Origin of the sequence: Gemmatimonas sp., from assembly GCF_046594945.1 — a bacterium.
GTDB lineage: Bacteria > Gemmatimonadota > Gemmatimonadetes > Gemmatimonadales > Gemmatimonadaceae > Gemmatimonas.
This window is the reverse complement of sequence record NZ_JBKJRB010000021.1, coordinates 1-21,461: the sequence shown is the minus strand read 5'-3', so window position 1 is coordinate 21,461 and position 21,461 is coordinate 1. Positions and strand designations below refer to the sequence as shown.

Below are 21,461 nucleotides of genomic sequence, written 5' to 3'. Positions count from 1 at the left end.
TCGGGGCTCTACGTCACTCCTGCATCAGGTTCACGAGCAGGTCGGGCGACCGCGCGGGAGCGTGACGGTGCAGTTCTTCGTGGTGCCGTTCTCCGTGATCTGTAACTTGGCCGTGGTCGTGCCATCGTACGTGAGCGCTTCGCGGCGTTCCCGGGTAGAGCTCGTGCCGTCGATCGTCATGATCACCTTCATGCGGCGAACCACGGTGCCAGCGGTCGGGTAGGTCTGCGCCGTGGCGGACACCGGAATCACGAGTCCGGTGGTCGTGTCCGAGGCGGTGCGCACCGACGAGAAGGTCTTGCCTTCACGGTTGGTGCCGTTGGCCGTCTCGTTGCCCTGCGACGTGCCGTTCACCGTGCGCTGCGGGCTGCCGACCGCGAGTCCCGTGATCGTGCGATCGCCGCTGTTGTTCACCGTCGCGGTGACGCTGCCGTCGCGGCTCCGGGTGGCGGTACCGGTCACCGCAGTGCGTAGCCGCACCGAGTGCGTGGTCACACTGTCGATCGCTGACTGCGCAGTGCCCGCCGCGTTCTTGATCGTGTAGATCGTGGTCACGGTGAGGCCGTTCTTGGCCGTCGGTCCGCAGGTGAGATCACCGGTGCTGGCCGCGAAGACGCAGTTGGCGTCGATACGGAGGCCGAACGGTCCGCCGTGTGGGCCACGTCCGGGGGCCGCGCCGCCGACAAAGGCATCACCGAGCCCGCCGCCCATGAAACCGCCCATACCGGGTCCGCCGCCACGTCCACGGCCGGGTCCACCCCACGGCATACCGTTGCTGTCGGACGGCGCATAGCTGCTGGAGACCAAGTCGAGGCCGGCGGGTGCGGTGCTGAACGCCAAGTCAGACAGGAAAGCGTTCGGACCGTTGTTGTTGTCGAGGCTGCAGGCCGCCGCGCTGAGCAGCGTCGCGGTCGCGGTCAGCGTCAGAAAACGGGATCGTGCCATGGTGAACCTCTCGGAGGGGCCGCCTTCGAGGCTCGCGACGGTCGCGATGGCATCGGTGAGGCGTTCGAAGAAGGAAACACACCACCGCCGCCACACCCTACGTGCTACGCGCCACTGCTCGGCAGGAATGGGGACAGTTTCTCTCGTAACTGCCGCAGCGCGCGACTCATGTTGGCTTCCACGGCCTTCACGGTCACCCCGAGTAGTTCGGCGATTTCACTGTAGCGCAGGTTGCGTTCGCGGCTCATCAGAAACACTTCGCGCGTGCGCGGCGGCAAGGCGTCGATAGCGTCACGAATCGCGACCTGTAGCTCGCCGGCCTGCGTCTCGGCGTCGGCGTGGTCGGCCGGCTCACTGAGCGCCTCGACATAAACAACCGACTTTTTCTGCACCTGCAGGTGGCGCAAATGATTGAGGGAGCGATTGCGAACCGCCTGCAGGAGATAGCCCGCGACGCTGCTATCCGGCGCAAGGGTTTCGCGTCGACGCCAGAGTTCGAGGAACACGTCCTGTGAAAGCTCTTCGGCTACGCCAGGATCATGGAGTACGCGGTTGGCCGAGCGGACCACGGGCTCGTACCACTGCCGGAAGATCGCCTCGAACGCCGCGTGATCCCCGCCCCGAAGGCGGGCCAGCAAGTCAGCGTCTGACACGAGGGGCGTGGGGTCGGGAAATGACTGGGCCAGGATACGGTCGACGCGACTCCTCGGAGTCCTGTCGGCCTCGGTTGCAGCGTATACTACATCGGATCGAGGCGCTTTTGCGCTGGGCTCCGCGGGACAGGCGGGGACGTAGGGTATCGCCATTTACTCGTGTCTCTCGGGCATGTCCGACGAAATCCGTTTATCCGCTGCATCCGCTTCCGACGCTGACTGGGACGCGCTCGCCCGCTTCATGGCGGGAGAAAGCGATGCCGTCGAGTCGGCTGTGGTCGCCCAGTGGCTCGCAACCCATCCGGAAGACGCGGCGTTGGCAGCCCTTGTTAAGGCGCGCGCTGAGCGCGCGGTAACGCGTTCGGAGATTTCGGTCGATACCGAACAGGCGTTGGCGGCCGTGCGGAGTCGTTTGGCGGAGACCCCGTCGATGCCCCCGTCGATGACCCCGTTGATGGCGGTCCATCGCGGCGGCGCGGCGACCGAGACCGCGGCACCGCGCTCGGCGCGTCGTTGGCGTGGACCACTCTTCGCGGCCGCGGCCGCGCTCACCGCCATGGTGGGCATCGCGCAGTGGCGCGGGGGCAACCGGGCGACGGAGCGGGTGTATAGCACGCCGGTGGGGCAACGGGACTCGGTGACGCTATCCGATGGCAGCACGGTGGTGCTAGCTCCCGGCAGCCGACTCACGGTTGCCTCGGGATTCAGCCGCGGCAATCGCGATGTCACGCTGGAAGGGGCGGCCTTCTTCGACGTGAAGCATGACGGAGCGCATCCGTTCGTGGTGCATTCGCGCGGCGCGGAGATTCGGGACATCGGCACCGCCTTTTCGGTGAAGACAGATGCGAAGGGTCGGGTCTTGGTGGCCGTGACGCACGGGATCGTGGCGCTGCGTGATACGAGTACTGGAAGTGCGGCACCAGTGGAGCTGCGGGCGGGTGATCGGGGCGTGCTGCAGGCGGGCACAGTGGCGGTAGCGCGCGGCACCGTTACCGATGAAGACATGGCGTGGACACGCGGACAGTTGGCGTATCGCGACGCGCCGTTGGCCGAAGTGCAGGCGGATTTGCGCCGGTGGTATGGCATCGAGTTGCTGGTGGCTGATGCGGCGCTTGCGCAGCGTACACTAACGGCGTCGTTCCGTGGCGATTCGGCCGCCCAGGTGGTGCAGGTGATTGCGCTGGCCCTTGGAGCCGAGGTGGTGCAGCGTGGCGATACGATACTTCTTCAGCCGCAGGGACCAGGTTCAACGCCGCATCCCTGAACGAGGCGATCGACGCGCATGTGGCGGTGGCAGGTGGTACGACGCGGGATGACCGTGGGCGCGATCGCAGTCTTGATCGCGCCCCTTGCTGTCGTTCGCGCCGCGAGCGCGCCCGTCGCGTCTGCTCCGGCGTCCGATCCGGTCTGCGCCGTACGACTCGGGGCGCAGGAGCGCTCGTCGATCTGGGCGCCGCCGCTCGACCGGATCGTGAAGCTGCACGTACCTGATGTGCCGATTCGCGAAGCGCTCGATCGCCTGGCCGTGGTCGCCGGGATCGAACTGTCGTACAGCGCGGAGCTGCTGCCGGCCGGCAAGCGCGTGTGCCTCACGCTCGATCGCGTGCCAGTCGGTGCGGTGTTGGAATCGCTGCTGTCCGGTACGACGTTGCGATCGATCGTGCTGGGCACCAGGCAGGTCGTGCTGGCCCCGTCGCGCGCGGGCGTGGTGGCGGAGGCCGGCACGGGGGCTGTCTCGACGGGTGCGTTGGCGAGCACCGGGTCGAGCCATGCCCTGTCCCGCCGGGCCAGCGTGCTTGATCGCGTGGTCGTGACGGGATCGCCCAACGGCGCGCCGCAACGCGGATCGCCGTTCGCGCTCGATGTCATCGACGGGGCGACGCTCGCCCGGCATGGTGTAGGCACACTCGGTGAGGCGCTGGACCTGGCGGTTCCCGGCGTGTGGTCATGGACGGCGAGCGCCGGCACGCTGTCGGCACGCTACGGCAGCATTCGCGGGGCCAGCTCGTTCGGGGTGAGTGCGCCGAAGATATATCTGGACGGCATCGAGGTCGCCAATCCCCTGCTGGTTACGCTGCTCGATCCGGCGCGCGTGGAGCGGGTGGAAGTCATTCGCGGACCGCAGGGCGCGGCGCTGTATGGCGCCGATGCGATCAGCGGTGTCGTGAACATTCTCACGCGACACGATGGGACACCCACCGGCGCGCCCGTGGTCCAGCTGTCCACGACGGCCGGATTGTCGGCGACGGCGTACGCGCCGCGCGATGCCTTCGTGCAGGATCACGCGCTGTCGTTTCGGAGCGGCAGCAGCGCCCGCAGTCTCGGGCTCGGACTGAACATCGGCACCGTGGGCGCGTACGTGCCGGGTGCTTCGGAGCAGCGGCTACTGGCCGATGCCGACGTGCGCGTCATACGTGCGAACGCCGTGTTTACCGGCACCGCGCGCTTTTCGGCACAGCGCGCCAATGCCAGCACAAGCCTGCTCTTTGTTGGTGCCACCTCGCCGTCGTTGACGGCGAGCGCGGATGCATCGGCCTCGCCCCTTTGGCCGTCACGCATGCGGGAGACGGCGAGCGGACTCGGTGCGGCGCCACCGGATTCGAGCGGGAATCGACCGCCACGCGACACCACCGCGCGGCCGCCGTTCGCTGGTGACAGCGCGACGGGCCAGTCGCTGTCGCAGTACACCGTCGGCGGCACGATGGCGATGATGCCGAATCTGCATTGGACGCACACCGTGATCGCCGGTGTCGATGGCTATCGATTGCGTGGCCTTTCAGCTGCCTCGCTGCCCACGCCGGTGTTGTCCACGAGTGCGTTGGGCGAGGGCCAAGGGGCGGCCGATCGCGGCACGCTGCGACTGCGTACCGTTGGTCGCTTCGATGTGGCTGCGGGCATGTTGCTCGCCGTGACCTTTGCCGCCGAACAGGCGCTGACGCGTGACGTGGCGTCGGAGGTGGTAAACACATCGGGATATCGCCCCGGCGGCGGCGCACTCACGCCGGCCATCGCGGCGTCGCCCGCCGCATGGCCACTCGCCCAGCGCTGGATCAACAATTCCGGCGCATCGGCCCAGGCCATGCTGTCGTGGCAGGACCGTTGGTACGTCTCGGCCGGCGGTCGCGCCGAACGCACGAGCGGAGCGACCGCGCGCGTGCAGCACGCGCTGTTGCCGATGGTCGGCGCGGCCTACGTACGCGACTACGGGCCGGCGGTAGTGAAGCTCCGCAGTGCGTTCGGTACCGGGATACGGCCAGCGCGCACGCTGGCGCGCGGCACGTCGTGGATGGGACGTGGCGTGGCATCGGAGAGTTTGCAGCCCGAGCAGCAGACCGGGCTCGAAGCGGGTGCCGATGTCGTGTTTGCCCATGGCGTTTCGCTGCACGTCACGCGGTTCGATCAGAACGCGTCGGGGTTGATCCAGCCGGTCGGATCGATGACGACGGCGGTCGGCTCCAACGGCCGCATCGTCCGAAACCTGTCGTATACGCTGCAGAACGTCGGTGCAATCACGAATCGGGGCTGGGAGCTGCAAGCCACGGCGCGTCGCCGCGCAGTGCAGCTGGCCGGTACGCTGTCGCTCGTCGACAGCCGTGTCGCTCGCACGGCCAACGGCTACCGCGGTGAGCTGCGCGTGGGGGATCGCATGCTCGATGTGCCGGCGTCCACGGTGAGTCTGTCGGCCACGTGGGCGGCCCGTCGGTGGAGTCTCAGCTCGACCGCCACGCGGGCGGCGGACTGGATCGGCTACGATCGCGCGGCCATCGGTGAAGCGCTCGCCAATACCACAAAAGCGTACGACGTCGGTGGGCCGCTGTTGCGTCGCTACTGGCTGAACTACGATGGTGTGACGCGCTGGCGCGCGAATGCGAGTTATCGATTGCGCGGCGACTTGTCGGTGCTGATCGGCGGAGAGAATCTGTTGAATGTGCAGCGCGGTGCGCCCGACAATGCGACCGTCACCGCCGGCCGCACGTTGAGCTTCGGACTCCGCTCGTTGTTTTGAGCGTGCCGTGCGACCGTGAAGCGAACAAGCGCCCGACGGCTGACGGCCGTCGGGCACTTCTCGTGGTGCTGCCGTGCGACGTCATGCTATCCGACGATCAGAAGACGACCGTGACATCCGGAGAGCAAATCGTGGTGCCGGTGTTGCAGACCTTGTAGGTCCAGGCGCCCTTCGGACGCTTCGCGTCGTTGTACGCGCCGTCGTTCGCCGTGGTCAGGAACCGGACCGCATTACGATACAGATCGACGTTGGTGGTCGTCGCGCCGCTCCAGGCGAGCCTGGCGGTGTTCTGCGTCTTGGTGACCTGCTTCGTAATAGAAAGCGCGATCACCGGCGTCGGTATGACCGTGGTGGTGTCCTTCGGCGGAGTGACGACCGTATCGGCAGGCGGGGTCACGGTGGCCGCAAACATGTTCGTGAGCAACACGTTCGGCGATCCGCTGCCCTGGTTCACCACGATGTTCGCGGTGCCGCCGGCGAGCATGGCGCTACGGACTTGCGACGGCGAGTACGAGGGATAGCTGCCGAGGATCAAGGCGGCCACACCAGCCACGTGCGGCGAGGCCATCGACGTGCCACTGAGGTTGGCGTACGAGCTGGAGGAGCCGATGTACGACGAGTAGATGCCGCTGCCTGGGGCGAAGATGTCGAGGCAGCTGCCGTAATTGGAGTAGCTGGCGCGGTAGTCGTTCGACTCGGTGGCACCGACGGTCAGTGCGTTCGTGGTGCTGGCCGGCGACGTGCTACAGGCGTCGGCGCCGCTGTTGCCCGCCGCCACCGCGAAGGTCACGCCAGCGGCAATCGCCCTGGTGACGGCATCGTTCACGGAGGCACTGTATCCGCCGCCAAGGCTCATGTTTGCCGCCATCGGGACTGATTTATTCGCCGTCTTCTGACCGGCCACCCAATCGAGACCGGCGATGACGCCGCTCCACGAGCCGCTACCGCTGCAATCGAGCACGCGAACGGGCACCACGTTGACGCCGCGCGCGACACCGGTGGAGCTGCCACCGATCGTACCGGCGACATGCGTCCCGTGTCCGTTGCAGTCTTCCGGGTTGTTGTCGCCGAAGGCTGAGAAGCCGGCCAGTGCACGGCCGGTGAACTGCTCATGCGAGGTCAGGATGCCGGTGTCGACGATGTAGACGCGGACGCCCGCACCATTGCCGGCGAAGCTGTACTGACCGTCGAGGGGCAGCGGGCGCTGGTCGAGGCGGTCGAGACCCCACGACGAGGCGCTCACCGTCTCCGTGATGAAGACCTTGCCGTCTGCTTCGACGCGAAGAATACCATCAGCCTCCCGGAGTCGGCTGGCCGCAGCAGGGGTAAGGGTGGCCGAGAAACCCTTCAAGGCGAACTTGAATTCGCGCTTGAGCTGGCCCTTCTGCTGGGCGAGTAGGGCACGAGCCCGACCCGTGGGATCCGTCACGCTGGCATCAAAGGTCACGATGTAATCGATCTGCGTACTGTCGTCGGCGGCAGCGCTGGAGGAAGCGGCGGCAGTCAAGCGGGCGGCTGCGGGAACGGCGGGACTCGTCACATCGGTGGCATCCGAGCAGGCCGTCAGGGACACAGCCGCGAGCAGCAGGGAGCCAAAGGAGACGCGCGAAAAGAGTGACATCGATGGGTACGGTTCAAAAAGGTATGACCGCCCTCGGCGCCTCGTGCGTCGTGCAGTCGAGCTAGTGACGGATGACTCTGCTCGATCGGCACAGCAAAAATCGCCCTTTGTGTGACCCAGGTCCCTCTGTGTGACAGGCTTAATCGTATCGCCATGAAATACGGGCTCAGGTGGGGCGATTCGCGCCGACATCTGTCAGTTGTGATCTGAACTTCACGCTCGCGGCCGACGGAATTTGTCGGCATGTTCCGGCATGGACCGCCGACTCTTCGTTTCCGCCGTGGCCGGGGCGACCGCTCTGCCCAGCCTCGCCGCCGTGCTCTCGCCGCGATTTTCGCCGCAGGCCATCCGGCGGCTGATGGATGCCTCCGATGTCGCCAAAGATCGCGGCGTCGCCCTCTTCGACCCGTCGGCGCCTACCTGGCGCGGCGATGCGGCACAGGCTGAGGCATTTGCCTCTGACGAAGATTTCTGGGAGCCGATTCAGCGCGCGTTCGATCTCGACCGCACGTGGATCAACTTGAACAACGGCGGCTGCTCACCAGCGCCCTCGCATGTCATGGCGCAGCTCGAGCGCGACCTGCGCTTTTCGAACACGCTGCCGGTGATTCAGATGTGGCAGACGCTCGAGCCGCGCATTGAAATCGTGCGGCGCGAACTGGCGCTCGAGTTCGGCTGCGATACGAACGAAATGGCCATCACACGCAACGCGTCGGAAGCACTCGAGACGCTCATCTTCGGCATCGATCTCAAACGCGGCGACGAAGTCGTCGTGAGCAACCAGAACTACGGGCGCATGCTGAACGCGTGGAACCAGCGCGGGCGTCGTGAGGGCATCGTGGTGAAGGAAGTGTCGTTCCCGGTGCCGTGCACCGAGCCGCAGCAGATCGTCGACGCGTTCGCCGCCGCGATAACGCCGCGCACGCGCGTGATGGAGATCACGCACATCACGAACCTGACCGGTCAGATTCTCCCCGTGAAGGAGCTGATCGCGATGGCCCGCGCGAGGGGTGTGGCGACGTTTGTGGACGGGGCGCACGCGTTCGCACAGTTCCCCTTTACGCGCGATGAGCTCGACGTGGACTACTACGGGACCAGCTTGCACAAATGGCTGCTGGCGCCGATCGGCACGGGCTTCCTGTACGTGCGTAAGGACAAGATCGAACCGATGTGGCCCTTGATGGCGGGCAACCCGAGACAGGACGCCGACATCCGCAAGTATGAGGAGATCGGCACGCATCCGGCGGCGAATCACAACGCGATTTCGGTGTCGCTGGCGTTTCATCGCGCGATCGGCGCGGCGCGCAAGCAGGCGCGTCTCAAGTTTCTGCGCGACCGGTGGGCCAAGCGTCTGTTGGCCGAAGGACAGGGTCGGGTGAAGGTGCTGACGCCCCTCGATTCCAAGTGGGGCGGCGGCATCGGCTTCTTCAACGTGGACGGGCTCGATCCGGTGAAGCTTGGGAGCTGGCTGGTGACGCAGCACCGCGTCGTGCAGACGCCAATCGTCCACGCCGAGTTCAGCGGGATCCGCGTCACCCCAAACGTGTATACCACGTTGGACGAAATTGACCGGTTCTCCGAGCTCGTGCTCACGGCCATCCGCAACGGTATGGCGTGATGTCTTTTACCCGAGTGGGTTGATGTCTCGAGTGTTTTCGATCACCATCGCGGCGGCGACGGCAACGATATTTGTGGTTGCGGTGCCGCGCACCCTCGCGGCGCAGCCGTTCGAAGGTGCAGTTACGATGCGCATGTCGGCGAAGGGCGCGAACGGTCTGCAGCGGCAGGAGATGGAGTATCTGGTGCGCAACGGCAAGGTGCGCGTATCGATGGGTGGGCCGGCCGGCGCGATGTCGCTGCTGTCGGTGCCGCAGGAGCAGAAGGTCTACGTGCTGATCGCCGCGCAGAAGTCGTATATGGAGATGCCGATCGCAGGCGCGGCGTCGAGTGTTGCCGCGAAGCCGCCGACCGACGCGAAGATCACGCGTACCGGCCGCCTGGAAACCGTGGCTGGCTATTCGTGCGAACACGTGACGGTGGCCAGTGCGGCGCAGACGGTAGATCTCTGCCTGGCGAAGGGACTTGGCGGCTACGTGAACCCGCTGGCCTCGATGCCGCGCAGTAGCGAGCCGGCTTGGCAGCAGATGCTCACGGCCGATGGCGGCTTCCCGCTCAAGGTGACGATGGCCGACGGGAGCGTTCCACTCGAGGTCGTGAAGATCGAGAAGAAGAAGTTGGCCAACGACTTATTCTCGGTGCCGCTCAACTACACGAAGCTGGAGATGCCACACCGTCGCTGAATCCGTGGCCGCGATTCCGTGGCCGCGATGTTGTGGCAGAGTGACACGACGGGACGGGGCTGAAACCTCCGCCCCGTCATCGCGTTAGGGAGTCAGAGGGTGGGCGGACGCACGACGCCACGGACTGTGTGACGCGCGCTCTCCCCGATTACTCAGGAGGTTTCCGTGTTCTTTCTCATCTCGTTCGCGATCGCCAGCATCCTGGCCGTCGTTCTTCATGGCACCACTCGCCGGTTTGTGCGCAATCGTCTGCGTTACGTCGACTCCGTGCAAAAGGGCATCGCGCCGTGGGCCGCGGGTGGCGCGGCATTTCTGCTGGGCGCGGTGTTGGTCCCATTCCTTCCGCTCGTGGGACTCGGCACCGCCTTGACCGCGGGCCTGGCGGTCGGCTCGGGTGTGGCCGCTGGCGCCCGGGACATCAAGCAGGGCACCTCGCCGGTCGTGTACGGACCGTAAAGGCGGGAGAAGGGTCATGATGGCCCCCGAGGCGATACAATTGGTGCATGTCAGAACATTCATTGAGCCAGCGGTACCCGTCTCTCCCGTGGATCGCGCCGTTTGCGGTATTCATGATCCTGTTGGCGGTCGGGCCCTCCCTCCCGATACCGCAGCCTTGGGAATCCATCGTTCGCGTCGGCGTACTGCTAGCGGTGATGCTGACGATTTCGAGAGACGTGGTGCTGTCGCTTCGCGTGCAACACGTGGTGCCGAGCGTGTTGCTGGGGCTGGCGGTTTGCGCCCTGTGGGTCGCGCCTGATCAGCTCTTCCCCGGGTGGCGCGAACACTGGCTCTTTCAGAACAGCATCACCGGGACGGTGAAGGCCACCATCCCGCCGTCGGAGCTGGCGGACCCATTGGTGGTGATGCTGCGCGTGGTTCGTGCCGCGTTGCTGGTGCCGATTCTCGAGGAGCTCTTCTGGCGCGGCTGGCTGCCCCGCTGGATCGTGAACAACGACTGGCAGAAAGTGCCGCTTGGCACGTACAACGTGATGGCGTTCGTGGCGACGGCGCTACTCTTCGCGAGCGAGCACGGTCCCTTTTGGGAAGTCGGCTTGCTATGCGGCGTCATCTACAACTGGTGGATGTGGAAGACGAAGTCGCTGGGCGACCTCGTGCTGGTGCACGCCGTCACGAACGCCGCCCTGTCCGGTTTCGTCATGGTAACGAAGCAGTACGCCTACTGGATGTAGCGCTCAGGCTGCTCGACTTCGCGCACCAGCATCGCCTGCGCACCGCCGAAGTCGAGCAGCAACACGTCGCCGACACCATGCTCAAGGCGGACGCTCATGCTGTGCGGCGCCGCCGGGTTGTCGGTGTGCAGCACGTCACCGTCGACGCGATAGACGAGCTCGACGACCTGATCGTGTCCGCCGACGTCCACGTGGTAGCGGAGCACGCCATCGACGAGAAATTCCATGCGTACACCCGGGGCGAAGTCGAGTGACGGGTCGGCACGCATGAGGCGCCAGATGCCCAACAACCAGTCGGTACTCATCGTCATACTATACACAATGTCCTTCTCGCTGCGCAGGGCCTCACATGTCGCACGCCGGTGGCTGGGGGTCGTGCTGTGCATCGCGACACCGCTCGCCGCGCAGTTGACGCCCACGTCCTCCGTGCCGGCCGCTGCAGCCGCGCGCGTGACGCTCGACCACGCCGCGTTCGACACGTTGTTGCGGATGCACGTGACCGACGGGCTGGTGGACTACGACGCATTCCGCGATGCCGCCGCGTTCCGTCGCTATCTGACATCGCTCGAGCGCGCGTCGCTGGCCGGTGCCGACGATGACGAGCGACTGGCATTCTGGATCAATGTGTACAACGCCTACACCATCCAGTTGATCGTCAACCACGGGGAACGCGAGAGCATTCGGAACATCGACCGCACGCTCGGTGTGCTGCGGCTCAAGGGGCCGTGGAGCGAGCCGATCGTGCGCGCCGCCGGACGCACGCTGACGCTCGACGAAGTGGAGCATCGGATCATCCGCCAGGATTTCCATGATCCGCGAATTCACTTTGCGCTGGTCTCGGCGGCCAAAGGGAGCCCGCCGTTGCGGTCGGAGGCGTACACCGGTGCGGAGCTCGATCGACAGCTGTTCGATCAGGGCACACGGTTTCTGAAGGACAGCACCAGGAACCAGATCGAGACGCGGTTCCCACGCTTGAGCCCCATCTTCACGTACTACAAGTTCGACTTCGGCAACTCGCGCTCGGAGCTCGGCGCCTATCTCGCGACCTGGTTCGACGGCGAGACCAAGAAGCGCCTGGAATCCGGACGCTTTGGGATGCGGGAACTCCCCTTCGACTGGTCGCTGAACGCGAAGCCACGTTCACGTTGAGTACGGGATGGCTGTTACCCCAGGCCCGCGTCCGGCGTCGGAATGCACATGCCCTTTTCCCGGAGACGCTCATGCATCGCCCCGTTCCCCCGCATCTCACGCGCGTCCGCTCGATCCGATTCGACATGCAGTCGTTCGCCCAAAGCGGACTCGCGTTCCTGATTGCCTACGCGGTCGCGTACGCGTTCAACGCATTCTGAACCGGTCGTCCGGTCGCGTTCCGTACTGGCATGTCCCCGGCGGCCCGGCTTATCGCCAGGCCGCCGTTGTCATGCCGGCCGCATCGCGACGGAACGGCACCCACACCAAGGCCACGAGTTGCACCTGTACGTCGCCACTTTTGGCCTTGATCGGGATCGCCTCGAGCGCATCCTGCTGCGCGTCATAGGTCGCTCCCAGCGCATCGATGTCGTGCTGCAGCGCCGCTTCCAGATCGGCGTACTGCGCCGCTAGCGCCTGCACGCTTTCGTTGGCGCGCGTCACATCGCCCTGCTGCTGCGCCGCCCGTCCGGCGCCACGGGCCGCCGTCCCGACTTTGGTGATCGATCCGGCGGAAATCTTGCCTCGGCCGAAGATCGCGCCAAGGATTGCGCCACCGACGGAGATGGCGGTGTCCATCTTTGCTTGCGAGGCTTGGGCCCGCTCACGTTGCACGGCCTGCTCGGAGCGACGAAGACGCTCCTGCAACGACGCCAGCTTGGTGGCGTATTTGCCGCGCAGCGTCTCGATCTGATTGTCGCGCGCCTCACGCGCCATCAACTGCAACCGAATCCGGAAATCACGCTCCGATTCACCCGGGTTCGACGTTTGCTTGAAGGCGGCGCTGCGGAGCAATGACACGCTCTCGTTGGCGACGATCCATTTCTGAAACGCTTTGCTCCACACGGGATAGCTCTTCGCGTTAGTGGCGGCCTTCGGAAGGGCGCCATACGCCGCGCCAGGCGCCGCCCCATTGATCGGGCTGCGTTCGAGTGCCGACGGATCGACCTCGATGCGCTCGGCGTGGTCCCACTCGAGCGTGATCGGACCGTCGTCCATGGTTGCCAACAGGGATACGCGGCGCTGCTCCGTGACGCCGTATTTCGCACTCGCAAACGACAGATCGGCGACCCCCAATACGGCCGGGTGATAGCTGATCGGGCCTCCGCTCGAATGCACGGGCAGGAAGTACTGTGGCACCTCGGGGGGCAACACCGGTGCCTGCGCCGACGCGGACGGATCGAGCGACGATATACTGCCGCCTCCGCTGCTGCCCGCGCTCCCGGCGCCGCCGCCCGGTCGTGTCGCGTCGTTCGCGGCTGCCATCGCGCTACTGATCGTGCCGGTGCGCGCGCTCAGCGTTTTGATCTGCTCGCGTGTCATCGGGCCGGCGAGATACGACATCGTCCAGCGTGTTTCAAAGGTGATCGGGGCCGACTCGTGGACGCTGTGCATGAGAAACACACGCTTGCCGAGTCCGGCGATGGTCTGCTCCATGGCCGCCTTATCGAATGGCTGTCCGCCCGAGGCCCCTTCGAGACCTTCCATCAGGCGCATCTTGTCGCGTTCGGTTTGCAGGCGTCCAATAAACCAGGTGCCGGTGTTTGACAGACCCCGATAGTCGAGATCCACCGGATTCTGTGTGGCCAGCACGACGCCGAGTCCGTAGGCGCGGGCCTGTTTCAGTAGCGTGAGCAGCAGGACTTTGGATGGCGGGTTCGCGACCGGCGGCATGTAGCCGAACAGTTCGTCGATGTACAGAATCGCACGCAGCGAGCCGGTGCCCGGCTGCGTGCGCACCCACGCGAGAATATCGGCGAGGAGGAGCGTCACAAAGAACATGCGCTCGGCGTCACCGAGATGCGCGATCGATACGATCGAGCCCTTTGGCTTGCCGTTGGCGTCGTACAGCAACGTCGCGGTATCGAGCGGTTCACCCTGCATCCACGTCTGAAAGCCCGGCGCCGCCAACAAGTTGTTGAGCTTCATCGCGAGCTCGGTCCGTTCCTTCGGGGGGAACACTGTATCGAGCGGCATCACTCCGACGGTGTTGAACGGCGGTGACTGAATGCCGCCGATGAGTCCTGCGAGATCGAGATCGCGTCCATCGCTCCATGCGGCATGCAGCAGGTTCGCCAGGAGAATGTGTTCGCGGCTCGAGATCGGATCTGCGTCGATGCCGAGCAATGCGAGTACACTCGTGGCGGTGGCGTCGACGCGCTCCTGCATGGCTTCCGTATCGTCGCGGATGACCGGCGGCGGGGCCACGAACGCTTTCAGCAGCGACAGCGGTCGTCCTGCCGTACTACCCGGCGTGTAGATCGTGACATCGGCGGCGTCCACCATTCGCTGAATACGCGCGCCGTCTTCGCCCCAGCTGGCGAGTCCGTCTTTCCAGAGCGCAGCCTGCTTCTCGGCGAATGCGTCGGGGGAGAGGCCGGCATTGGCGGCCTGCTGCGGATCGATCCAGGGACGGAAATCCGCCGCCGCGAGCGACGGGAACCGCAGCGCGAGGTTGCCCAGATCGCCCTTGGGATCGATCGCGATCACGGGAATGTGATCAATCAGGGCTTCTTCGATGAGGCCGACTCCGAGACCTGTTTTTCCGCTGCCGGTCATGCCGATGATCACGGCATGCGTGGTGAGATCCTTCGCGTCGTACAGCACGTAGTCGTCTTGCCGCGCGCGGGCGGCGAGGTCGTAGCGCTTGCCGAGGTAGAAGGCGCCCAGCGTCTCGAAGTCAGTCATCGTCAACGGTTGGTGCGAGGAGCGGTGTAGGTCATGGACACGCGGGCGAACAGCTCACGCTCATGCTTCCGCATGTTCGCGACCTCGTAGGGCTGCACGGTCTTCGCGACGAAGTCCACCTTCTTGCTGGTGGAGTCGACGTTGTCGCCGGTGAGGTAGATGTTGAGCAGCGAGTGCAACGTTTTCGGCGTGCTATTGCTCGATGCGGCCGTGAGTGCACGGTGTTCAAAGAGCCGTGTCGGCTCGTAGTTGGCGTTGTAGAAATAGGCGCGCGTGGATGTGGTGCTGTCGGCGAGCAGCATCTGCTCTTCGATCACCACGAGTTTGCCGTTGACGTATTCAGCGAGGTAGCCGGATTCGGCGGTCACGCTGTCCGACCAGACGCCCTGTACTTTCACGGTGTCGGTGGACGAAGCAGCGGCCGTAGCGGCGGCGCTATCGGCGGCGGGGGCCGGCTTGCCGTCTCCGCACGCGGTGACCGCGACGGCGGCCCCGCCGACGAGCGTGGCAACGAGCAGGAATTTCGAGCGAGTCATGTGAGATCGGGTTCGGGATCACCGGGCTGCACGACAGGCGCCCGTCCCGCAATCTCACACCGGCGTCGGCTCCGGCGCGAGTCGTCCGGACGGTGTCGCCGTTTGCCTCACGGCGGGGCGGCCGAGCCCCCGTTCCGCGTCGCGCGGCATCCACTCGGCGCGGCAGGTTGCGAACGACATCAAGTGTTCGGTACGGCGTCCGCGCGGCGTGGTACCGGTATCGAGGCGAAGGAGGTCGAGCCGGATTGCTTCGGGGGCAGCGATGGTGGCCCTCAGGCGCCCGTTCACGGCCGCGCGCTCGCGATCGAAGGCGTAGGCGGCCCTCGGCTGGTGGCGTGGCGTGACGTGGCGTGGCGTGGCGTGGCGTGGCGGCTCGTGCAGCCACGCGCCGGCGCCGCTGCTGGCCGGAGAGCTCGAACGCACGGCGACGCAGGGCGGTCGCGTCCTGCGCTCGGGCGGCCGCAGCGACACTCGCCGCAGCATGCCAACAAGGATGCCAATACGGATGCCAATACGGATGCCAATACGGATGCCTCGGCCGAGCGACTGACGTTGGTGCGCGCGGCGATGGCGGGTGCCAGCTGCTTGATCGCGACCGGACGCTCGAGAATGACGTCTCGCGCGAACAACCCGATTCCCAGGCTACCGCGGCCGATCTCGCTGCCGAGCGAGAATCAGCCCGCCGGCGTTGTCTGCCGTACGACGAAGGCTTGGTCCGTCAGAATTCGCGGCGCTTCATTTCCTTGAAAATCCCTTCCGCATCAGAGCCTTCGAGCGGTTCGGTCTTGGTTCGCGTGGCTTCGAGCGTCGGATCGAACAGACTGCGGGACGGCTTCTTTTGCTGCGACGCCTTGGCGGCTGTTTTCCTGAGCAAGGCCTTGAGCTGCGAATCCTTCATGAGCACTCCGGTTGGGGGCCCCTTGATGTTGCTGGTGGCGGAGGCGCCTGTAAAGGCCGGTGGCAGAAGCGGGTGGCGGCGTCAGCCATGCAGTGAGCCGACGTCAGCGCGCGGCCGGACGCGGCAACGCCGACGGCGGCAGGATGTTGTTGAGGCGCATGTAGTTCGCCAGCTGACTATAGTGATCGGCGTTGTCGAGCGCGTGGCCGAGCACCATGGCCACCCGGGTCGTGCTGCGCGTCTGTCCGTTGGGAAGGCTCATCGTGACCGCCGCGCCGATGTTCTGGTCATTGACTTGGGCGAGTGCGTTCTCGCAAAAAGTGTTGGCGGCCTTGAGCTGCGTCACCAGGTCGGCTTTCGGCCACGTGGCTTTCACCGAATCCGGTGTCGTCAGCTCCATGTTCGACCGCGTCGGCTTCACGTCGCCGAAGTTGCTGCAGAACAGGTAATTGTCGTTCGCGAGGTGTTGCGCGATGTAGCCGATGGTGAGCTGCGCCGGCGTCGGCTTGTAGCTGAATTTGTCGGCCGGAATGGAGTCGAGCGCTTGGGCCAGGTTGCGGTGCATCGTGGTGAGTCGGCCACGGAATGCTGCGGTGATCGGATCGGTCTGGGGGGCGGCCGACGGCTGGGCGGCGAGGGCGGCGGGCAGAGCCAGCGCGAGCATGGCGGCGTAGCGTTGCTTCATCGATGGAAGTCCAGAGAGAGGGGAGAGGGAGGAGGTGCGCCAGCGCTGGCCGTTAACGTATCGCCGCTGGCAGGTCGAGCATGGCACGGATGGCATCGATCACGGCGCGGCCGGCCGCCTTGTACGGCGTCATCGCCTCGAAGTGGCCATCGCCGACGATGGTGACCACCCGTGCGCTGTCGCCGCTTGCTCTGGCGGCGGCTACGTACGCCTCGCGCACGGCCACCGGCGCGATGAAATCCCTATCGCCGGCGAGGTGCACCGTCGGGACGCCAAGTGGTAGCCGTTCGATCGGTGAGGACTCACGCAGGCGTGCCGGCACGCTGTCGGGGGTGCCCCCCAGCAGCGACTCGACGGCCGGATTGCCGCAGGTGGTCCGCTGGCGCCCGAAAAATTCGCGCAGGTCCGCGATACCGCCTACCGAGACTACCCCGTGTACGCGGAGTGGCGTGCCGCCGAACAGCGGGCTGGTCCGCTCGAGCGTGTAGCGGGACGCCAGCCACAGTGCGAGGTGTCCGCCGGCAGAATGTCCGGTAAGCACGATCCGGGTGGTGTCGATCGGATAGAGCTTGGCGAGAGTGCGGACGTAGTCCGCCCCATCGGCGACATCGCGGAAGGTGCCGGTCCAGCCGCCCCCGGGATTGTCGTAGCGCCGGTACTCAACGTTCCAGGTGGCGACCCCCGACTGGGCGAGGGCGTCGGCCAAGGGCGCGCTGTTCCGCACCGACGCATAGGGCGAGTACCAACAGCCGCCATGGATCACGATCGCGATCGGTGCCCGATTGTCGTTCGTCGCGTCAGCCGGCAGGCGTAGTTCGCCGAACTGCAATGAGTCGCCACCGTAGGCGATCCGTATGCCGACATCGTGGAGCGGCACCGTATCGACATCGCCCGCGCGCATCAGGCGCGGCGCGGCGTTGCCCTGAGCGTTGCCTTTGGCGTTCCCTTGGGCGGACGCGACGGCCGGGGCGGCGACACGTGATGCGATGAGCAGCAGCGCGAGTATCGCGCGCAAAAATTCAGCAGGCGGAATCGGCATGGCGGGAAGGTGGGGGCGCGCGTGTCGGGCGTCCAGCAGGGCCATCGTTCCTACCCGTGACTCGGCGAAAGAATCCTGTTGACACTGTGCATCGTCGACGCTACCGTGATCGGCATTCGAGACACGGCAGCCGCACCACGGTGCGGGAACCGCACAGCCGGCGACTTCGGGGACCTGGCGACATGCGGGTCCCTTTTGTGCGAGCGGGGGTCGCCGATCGAATGCTGAGCTGATGCCGCACGGTATCGGCGACCCACGCGGGGGTCTGATCCGCGAACGACACGAGTGCTCGGTACGTACGGCAGGGCCGGACTCCGAACACACAGCAACGGGAGCAGCGCCATGCGTACGACCGGCAAGGTGAAGTGGTTCAACGATGCCAAGGGCTTTGGATTCATCACGCCCGATGACGGCTCAAAGGATTGCTTCGTTCATCACTCGGCCATTCAGGGCGGCGGTTTTCGCAGCCTCGCCGAGGGCGAGGGCGTGGAATTCGACATTGTGCAGGGTCAGAAGGGTCCGGCGGCCGAGCAGGTCGTGAAGATCGGCGACTGATTTCACACGGCGGTGCGGGACCCGCGACGGGCCACCGGCATCGCGCAGGTGGCCCGTCGTGCGTGGTGTTCAGTGCGAACCGATGCGCAGCGAGCGCGTCGCGAGCTGCACTTCGCGCAAGAAGCTCAGCAGTCCCGTAATCAGCGCTGCCATCGAGAGCACGAAGCAGGTGGCGACAATGCGGGAAATGTCGTACGAGAAGAAACCGCTGATGAACAAAATCGCGATCATCAGGCAGACGAGCAGCGCCGCAATGGTGCACAGGCTGATCGCGCGATTGATATGCCGGGCGCGACGCGAGAGCATGAACAAATCGGAACCCATGAGATGCTTGTGCTCGCCGGTGACGTCGATGAGGCGGTCTTCGAGCGCTCGAGCCCGGTCGATGATGCGGGCGAGGCGACTGGTGAGCACGCCAAGCAGAGACGCGATACCGGTGAGCATGAAAACTGGCGCGATCGCCAACTGGATGACGTGGGCGATGGCAGAAATTCTGACGTCTGGCTGCATGTGGGGAAAGATGACACCGGGACTGCCCCTGCGGGATCACCGATCGGCCCGCAGATTATGCGAACGTCCCGCGCGCGGAGCGGGCCCCTCTTTCCTACGACCACGAGCCATGCAGACGGACAACCCGGGTTGCGCGATGTGCGGCAAGGCGATTCCCGCGTGGCGTACCCCGACCGCGGTGGTGTGCGAATCTCCCACCTGTGCTTTCCGCTTCGCGGCAGTTCCGGCGCATGAGCAGTGCTTGATCTGTTCGAGGCCGGTACCGCCGCTGTTGCGCGCGGAGCGACAGTGCGGCTCCGCGCGGTGCCGGCATGTACTGCTGGTGGAGCGTCCCCGCGCGGCGTTGCAGGAAGCGAGGGCGGCGATTCTCGCGAGCGCGCCCACTTATCAGGCGCAAGCGGCGGCAGCGCGGGGCCTGACGGTCGACGAAGGCCGAACGTATGCGCTGTCGGTTATTCCGAAGAACGCAGATCGCGTGAAGCGCCTGCCGCCGAGACGGCGCCAAGCGTTCGAAGTGCACCTACGTAAGCAGTTGGCGGGCGCGCGTCAGCGCTTGTTGGAAGGTGCGTCGCCGTCGGTCTCGGCGGTAGAGACCGCTCCAGAGACGCCGCTGACGTCGCGGAGACGGGCCGAGTTGGCGGTGCTGGGGGCGGGGTGCGGCGCGTGTCGTGGAAACTGCTGCCGTGGGGGCGGCGACCACGCATATCAGGGCGAGGATTCGATGGTTCGGTATCTCAGTCGATACCCAGACCGGGAGGACGACGCAATCATCGCCGACTACCTCGATTACGTGCCGTCGCGCACGATGTCCGCCGGATGCGTGTACCAACGATCCGACGGGTGCGCGCTCCCACGGGACATGCGGGCCGATATCTGCAACAGCTTTTATTGCGACGGGCTGAACGACATTCGATTTCTGTACGGTGACGGTCGTCCAGTGCGCGCGTTCTTCGTGCACCATGACGGGACGACGTTGCACGGGGGACAGTTTGTGGAGATTCCGGACGGCGCGGACTGAACACGAGTGCACCAGCTGTTCCTGAAATGCCGCGAGGGGCCGAGTCGCGCGAATCCATCACACGACACGTCCCCTCGTGGGTGCTCCCGACGGGCTACCGTCCGGCGTTACCTGATTTCGCCGTTGCCGCGGTAGTAATCACCAAGCAGATGCTCGCCGAAGTACTCCATCAGCATGCGCTGGTTGTACGGGCCGGTCCCGCGGTAGCCATGCGGTTCACCGGGATAGATGAACAGATCGAAGCGCTTGTTGGCTTTGACCAGCGCGTTCACGAGACGGATGGTACCACCGGGGTGCACGTTGTTGTCGAGGTCACCGGTCGCGAGCGCGAGGTTGCCCTTGAGATTTCCGGCCAGCTCGTCGTTGGTGGGCACGCGGATGTCGAATTTGATCTTGTCGGCGTTCGTGGAATCCTGCACCACTTCACGCGCGGCGGCGTTCGCTGCCGGTCCGCCGCGACGCGCGGCACCGGTGCCACCAGCCCGTACGGCACCGCTGGCGCTGTCGGCCTTGGCAATGACCTTCACGCCATGGTTCCACTCGCTCCAGTTCTGGTTGTAGATGTTGTTGTCGTGATTGCCGGATTCCGACCAACCCACCTTGAAGAAGTCGTTGTACGGCGGCAACAGCATGGCGGCGGCGGTCATGAAGCCGCCACCGGAATGGCCGAAGATACCGACCTTGTCGATGTCGATGAACGCGTGACGAGCCGCGAGTTGCTCGATCGCGTACTTCTTATCGGCCAGTGCGTAGTCGCGCATGTTGCCGTAACCGTAGCGATGGTACGCGAGCGAACGAAGCGGGCTGCCGCCACGATGGCCGACTTCGACCACGATGAAACCGACTTGCGCGAGCTGCATGAGCGGCCCGCGCACGCTGAAGCCGGTCGTCAGGCCTTCAGTTTGCGGCCCCGGATAGACGTACGTGATGATTGGATACCGCTTGGTGCTGTCGAAGTCGAACGGCTTCCACAGGTTGCCGTACAGCTCCGTAATACCGTCGGCCGCCTTCACCGAGAACGTCTCGGCGTTCTTGAATCCGAGTTCCCTGAGCTTCGACAGATCCATCTCTTCGAGAGTGCTCAGGATGCGTCCCGTGAGTCCGTCACGAAGCACCGACTTGGGGGGCAAGTCCATGCGCGAGAACGTGTCGTAGATGTAGCGCTTCGTGGGTGACACCACGCTCGGTGTTCCGTTCTCGCCGAGCGTCAGGGCATGGTGCGCGTTCCCGGCGTCGAGCAGCGTGAAGCCCGAGCCGTCTCCATTTACGCGATAGAGATGCGTCTGGTAGAGCTGTTCGCCCACCTCGCGCCCTTGGCCGGACAGCCACACCTGCTGCGTCGTGGAGTCGATCTTGACGATGCTGTTGGCGTTCCACTGACCGGTGGTGAGCGGACGCTTCTCGCCGCCGTCGAAGCTGTGCACGTAGAACATGCCCCAGCCCGTCTTCTGCGACCACCAGAGGAAATCGCCGCCCTTCTTGAGATACGCGATGCTTTTCGGTTCGAGCGCGGCGCCTTCGATTCCGTCGGCGAGCAAGGTTTTGATGGCGTTCGTCGCGATGTCGACTTCGATGAAGTCCACGGCGCGCTGTGGACGATCGCGACGTACCAGGCGCACCTTGTCGCCG

Annotated in this window: 22 protein-coding genes; 10 read left to right on the top strand and 12 right to left on the bottom strand. The window is 65.4% G+C overall.

Annotation, left to right across the window (positions count from 1 at the left end):
- Positions 1-30 precede the first annotated feature (30 nt).
- On the bottom strand, positions 31-945 hold the full coding sequence (locus ACLL97_RS02820; RefSeq protein ID WP_411278960.1) for a hypothetical protein: 915 nt from the start codon (positions 943-945) through the stop codon (positions 31-33).
- A gap of 104 nt (positions 946-1,049) precedes the next feature.
- Positions 1,050-1,598 (bottom strand): RNA polymerase sigma-70 factor, encoded by a 549-nt coding sequence (locus ACLL97_RS02815; RefSeq protein ID WP_411278959.1) that lies wholly within the window; start codon positions 1,596-1,598, stop codon positions 1,050-1,052.
- 172 nt (positions 1,599-1,770) lie between these two features.
- On the opposite strand from ACLL97_RS02815, the gene ACLL97_RS02810 reads away from it, so the two are divergent.
- Both ACLL97_RS02810 and ACLL97_RS02805 read left to right on the top strand, forming a co-directional pair.
- A complete protein-coding gene (locus ACLL97_RS02810) occupies positions 1,771-2,862 on the top strand; it encodes a FecR family protein (RefSeq protein ID WP_411278958.1) in 1,092 nt (363 codons plus the stop codon).
- A 48-nt stretch (positions 2,863-2,910) separates the two neighbouring features.
- Entirely contained in the window at positions 2,911-5,604 is a 2,694-nt protein-coding gene (locus ACLL97_RS02805; RefSeq protein ID WP_411278957.1) for a TonB-dependent receptor, read from the top strand.
- A gap of 97 nt (positions 5,605-5,701) precedes the next feature.
- On the opposite strand, the gene ACLL97_RS02800 is transcribed toward ACLL97_RS02805, so the two are convergent.
- Complete coding sequence (locus tag ACLL97_RS02800) at positions 5,702-7,225, bottom strand: S8 family serine peptidase (RefSeq protein ID WP_411278956.1); 1,524 nt, start codon at positions 7,223-7,225, stop codon at positions 5,702-5,704.
- A 253-nt stretch (positions 7,226-7,478) separates the two neighbouring features.
- Here ACLL97_RS02800 and ACLL97_RS02795 point away from each other — a divergent pair, with 253 nt between their 5' ends.
- The 4 genes from ACLL97_RS02795 to ACLL97_RS02780 all read left to right on the top strand — a co-directional run bounded on the left by ACLL97_RS02795 (position 7,479) and on the right by ACLL97_RS02780 (position 10,715).
- Entirely contained in the window at positions 7,479-8,843 is a 1,365-nt protein-coding gene (locus ACLL97_RS02795) for an aminotransferase class V-fold PLP-dependent enzyme (protein ID WP_411278955.1), read from the top strand.
- Positions 8,844-8,865: 22 nt separating this feature from the next.
- A complete protein-coding gene (locus ACLL97_RS02790) occupies positions 8,866-9,525 on the top strand; it encodes a DUF4412 domain-containing protein (RefSeq protein WP_411278954.1) in 660 nt (219 codons plus the stop codon).
- Between the two features lie 165 nt (positions 9,526-9,690).
- A complete protein-coding gene (locus ACLL97_RS02785) occupies positions 9,691-9,981 on the top strand; it encodes a hypothetical protein (RefSeq protein WP_411278953.1) in 291 nt (96 codons plus the stop codon).
- Positions 9,982-10,028: 47 nt separating this feature from the next.
- A complete protein-coding gene (locus ACLL97_RS02780) occupies positions 10,029-10,715 on the top strand; it encodes a CAAX prenyl protease-related protein (protein WP_411278952.1) in 687 nt (228 codons plus the stop codon).
- On the opposite strand, the gene ACLL97_RS02775 is transcribed toward ACLL97_RS02780, so the two are convergent.
- Positions 10,703-11,026, bottom strand: coding sequence for a hypothetical protein (locus ACLL97_RS02775; RefSeq protein ID WP_411278951.1), 324 nt, complete (start codon positions 11,024-11,026; stop codon positions 10,703-10,705). The genes ACLL97_RS02780 and ACLL97_RS02775 overlap by 13 nt on opposite strands.
- 10 nt (positions 11,027-11,036) lie before the next feature.
- Here ACLL97_RS02775 and ACLL97_RS02770 point away from each other — a divergent pair, with 10 nt between their 5' ends.
- Both ACLL97_RS02770 and ACLL97_RS02765 read left to right on the top strand, forming a co-directional pair.
- On the top strand, positions 11,037-11,864 hold the full coding sequence (locus ACLL97_RS02770; protein ID WP_411278950.1) for a DUF547 domain-containing protein: 828 nt from the start codon (positions 11,037-11,039) through the stop codon (positions 11,862-11,864).
- Positions 11,865-11,935: 71 nt separating this feature from the next.
- Complete coding sequence (locus ACLL97_RS02765; protein WP_411278949.1) at positions 11,936-12,064, top strand: hypothetical protein; 129 nt, start codon at positions 11,936-11,938, stop codon at positions 12,062-12,064.
- Positions 12,065-12,113: 49 nt separating this feature from the next.
- Here ACLL97_RS02765 and ACLL97_RS02760 read toward each other — a convergent pair whose 3' ends face one another.
- The 6 genes from ACLL97_RS02760 to ACLL97_RS02735 all read right to left on the bottom strand — a co-directional run bounded on the left by ACLL97_RS02760 (position 12,114) and on the right by ACLL97_RS02735 (position 17,749).
- A complete protein-coding gene (locus ACLL97_RS02760) occupies positions 12,114-14,591 on the bottom strand; it encodes an ATP-binding protein (RefSeq protein WP_411278948.1) in 2,478 nt (825 codons plus the stop codon).
- A gap of 2 nt (positions 14,592-14,593) precedes the next feature.
- Positions 14,594-15,127: a hypothetical protein gene (locus ACLL97_RS02755; RefSeq protein ID WP_411278947.1), complete on the bottom strand. Its 534-nt coding sequence runs from the start codon at positions 15,125-15,127 to the stop codon at positions 14,594-14,596.
- Between the two features lie 54 nt (positions 15,128-15,181).
- Positions 15,182-15,550: a hypothetical protein gene (locus tag ACLL97_RS02750; RefSeq protein ID WP_411278946.1), complete on the bottom strand. Its 369-nt coding sequence runs from the start codon at positions 15,548-15,550 to the stop codon at positions 15,182-15,184.
- 295 nt (positions 15,551-15,845) lie between these two features.
- The gene (locus tag ACLL97_RS02745) at positions 15,846-16,025 is read right to left on the bottom strand and encodes a hypothetical protein (RefSeq protein WP_373065321.1); all 180 of its coding nucleotides are present in this window, start codon (positions 16,023-16,025) and stop codon (positions 15,846-15,848) included.
- Between the two features lie 103 nt (positions 16,026-16,128).
- Positions 16,129-16,710: a DinB family protein gene (locus ACLL97_RS02740; RefSeq protein ID WP_411278945.1), complete on the bottom strand. Its 582-nt coding sequence runs from the start codon at positions 16,708-16,710 to the stop codon at positions 16,129-16,131.
- A gap of 52 nt (positions 16,711-16,762) precedes the next feature.
- Positions 16,763-17,749, bottom strand: coding sequence for an alpha/beta hydrolase family protein (locus ACLL97_RS02735; RefSeq protein ID WP_411278944.1), 987 nt, complete (start codon positions 17,747-17,749; stop codon positions 16,763-16,765).
- A gap of 342 nt (positions 17,750-18,091) precedes the next feature.
- Here ACLL97_RS02735 and ACLL97_RS02730 point away from each other — a divergent pair, with 342 nt between their 5' ends.
- Positions 18,092-18,304: a cold shock domain-containing protein gene (locus ACLL97_RS02730; protein WP_411278943.1), complete on the top strand. Its 213-nt coding sequence runs from the start codon at positions 18,092-18,094 to the stop codon at positions 18,302-18,304.
- Between the two features lie 69 nt (positions 18,305-18,373).
- Here ACLL97_RS02730 and ACLL97_RS02725 read toward each other — a convergent pair whose 3' ends face one another.
- Positions 18,374-18,814 (bottom strand): DUF2721 domain-containing protein, encoded by a 441-nt coding sequence (locus ACLL97_RS02725; protein ID WP_411278942.1) that lies wholly within the window; start codon positions 18,812-18,814, stop codon positions 18,374-18,376.
- 109 nt (positions 18,815-18,923) lie between these two features.
- On the opposite strand from ACLL97_RS02725, the gene ACLL97_RS02720 reads away from it, so the two are divergent.
- Positions 18,924-19,832 (top strand): hypothetical protein, encoded by a 909-nt coding sequence (locus ACLL97_RS02720; protein WP_411278941.1) that lies wholly within the window; start codon positions 18,924-18,926, stop codon positions 19,830-19,832.
- 107 nt (positions 19,833-19,939) lie between these two features.
- Here the strand turns inward: ACLL97_RS02720 and ACLL97_RS02715 are convergent.
- Positions 19,940-21,461: prolyl oligopeptidase family serine peptidase (locus ACLL97_RS02715; RefSeq protein WP_411278940.1), on the bottom strand; the 1,522-nt coding region annotated here is incomplete at its 5' end.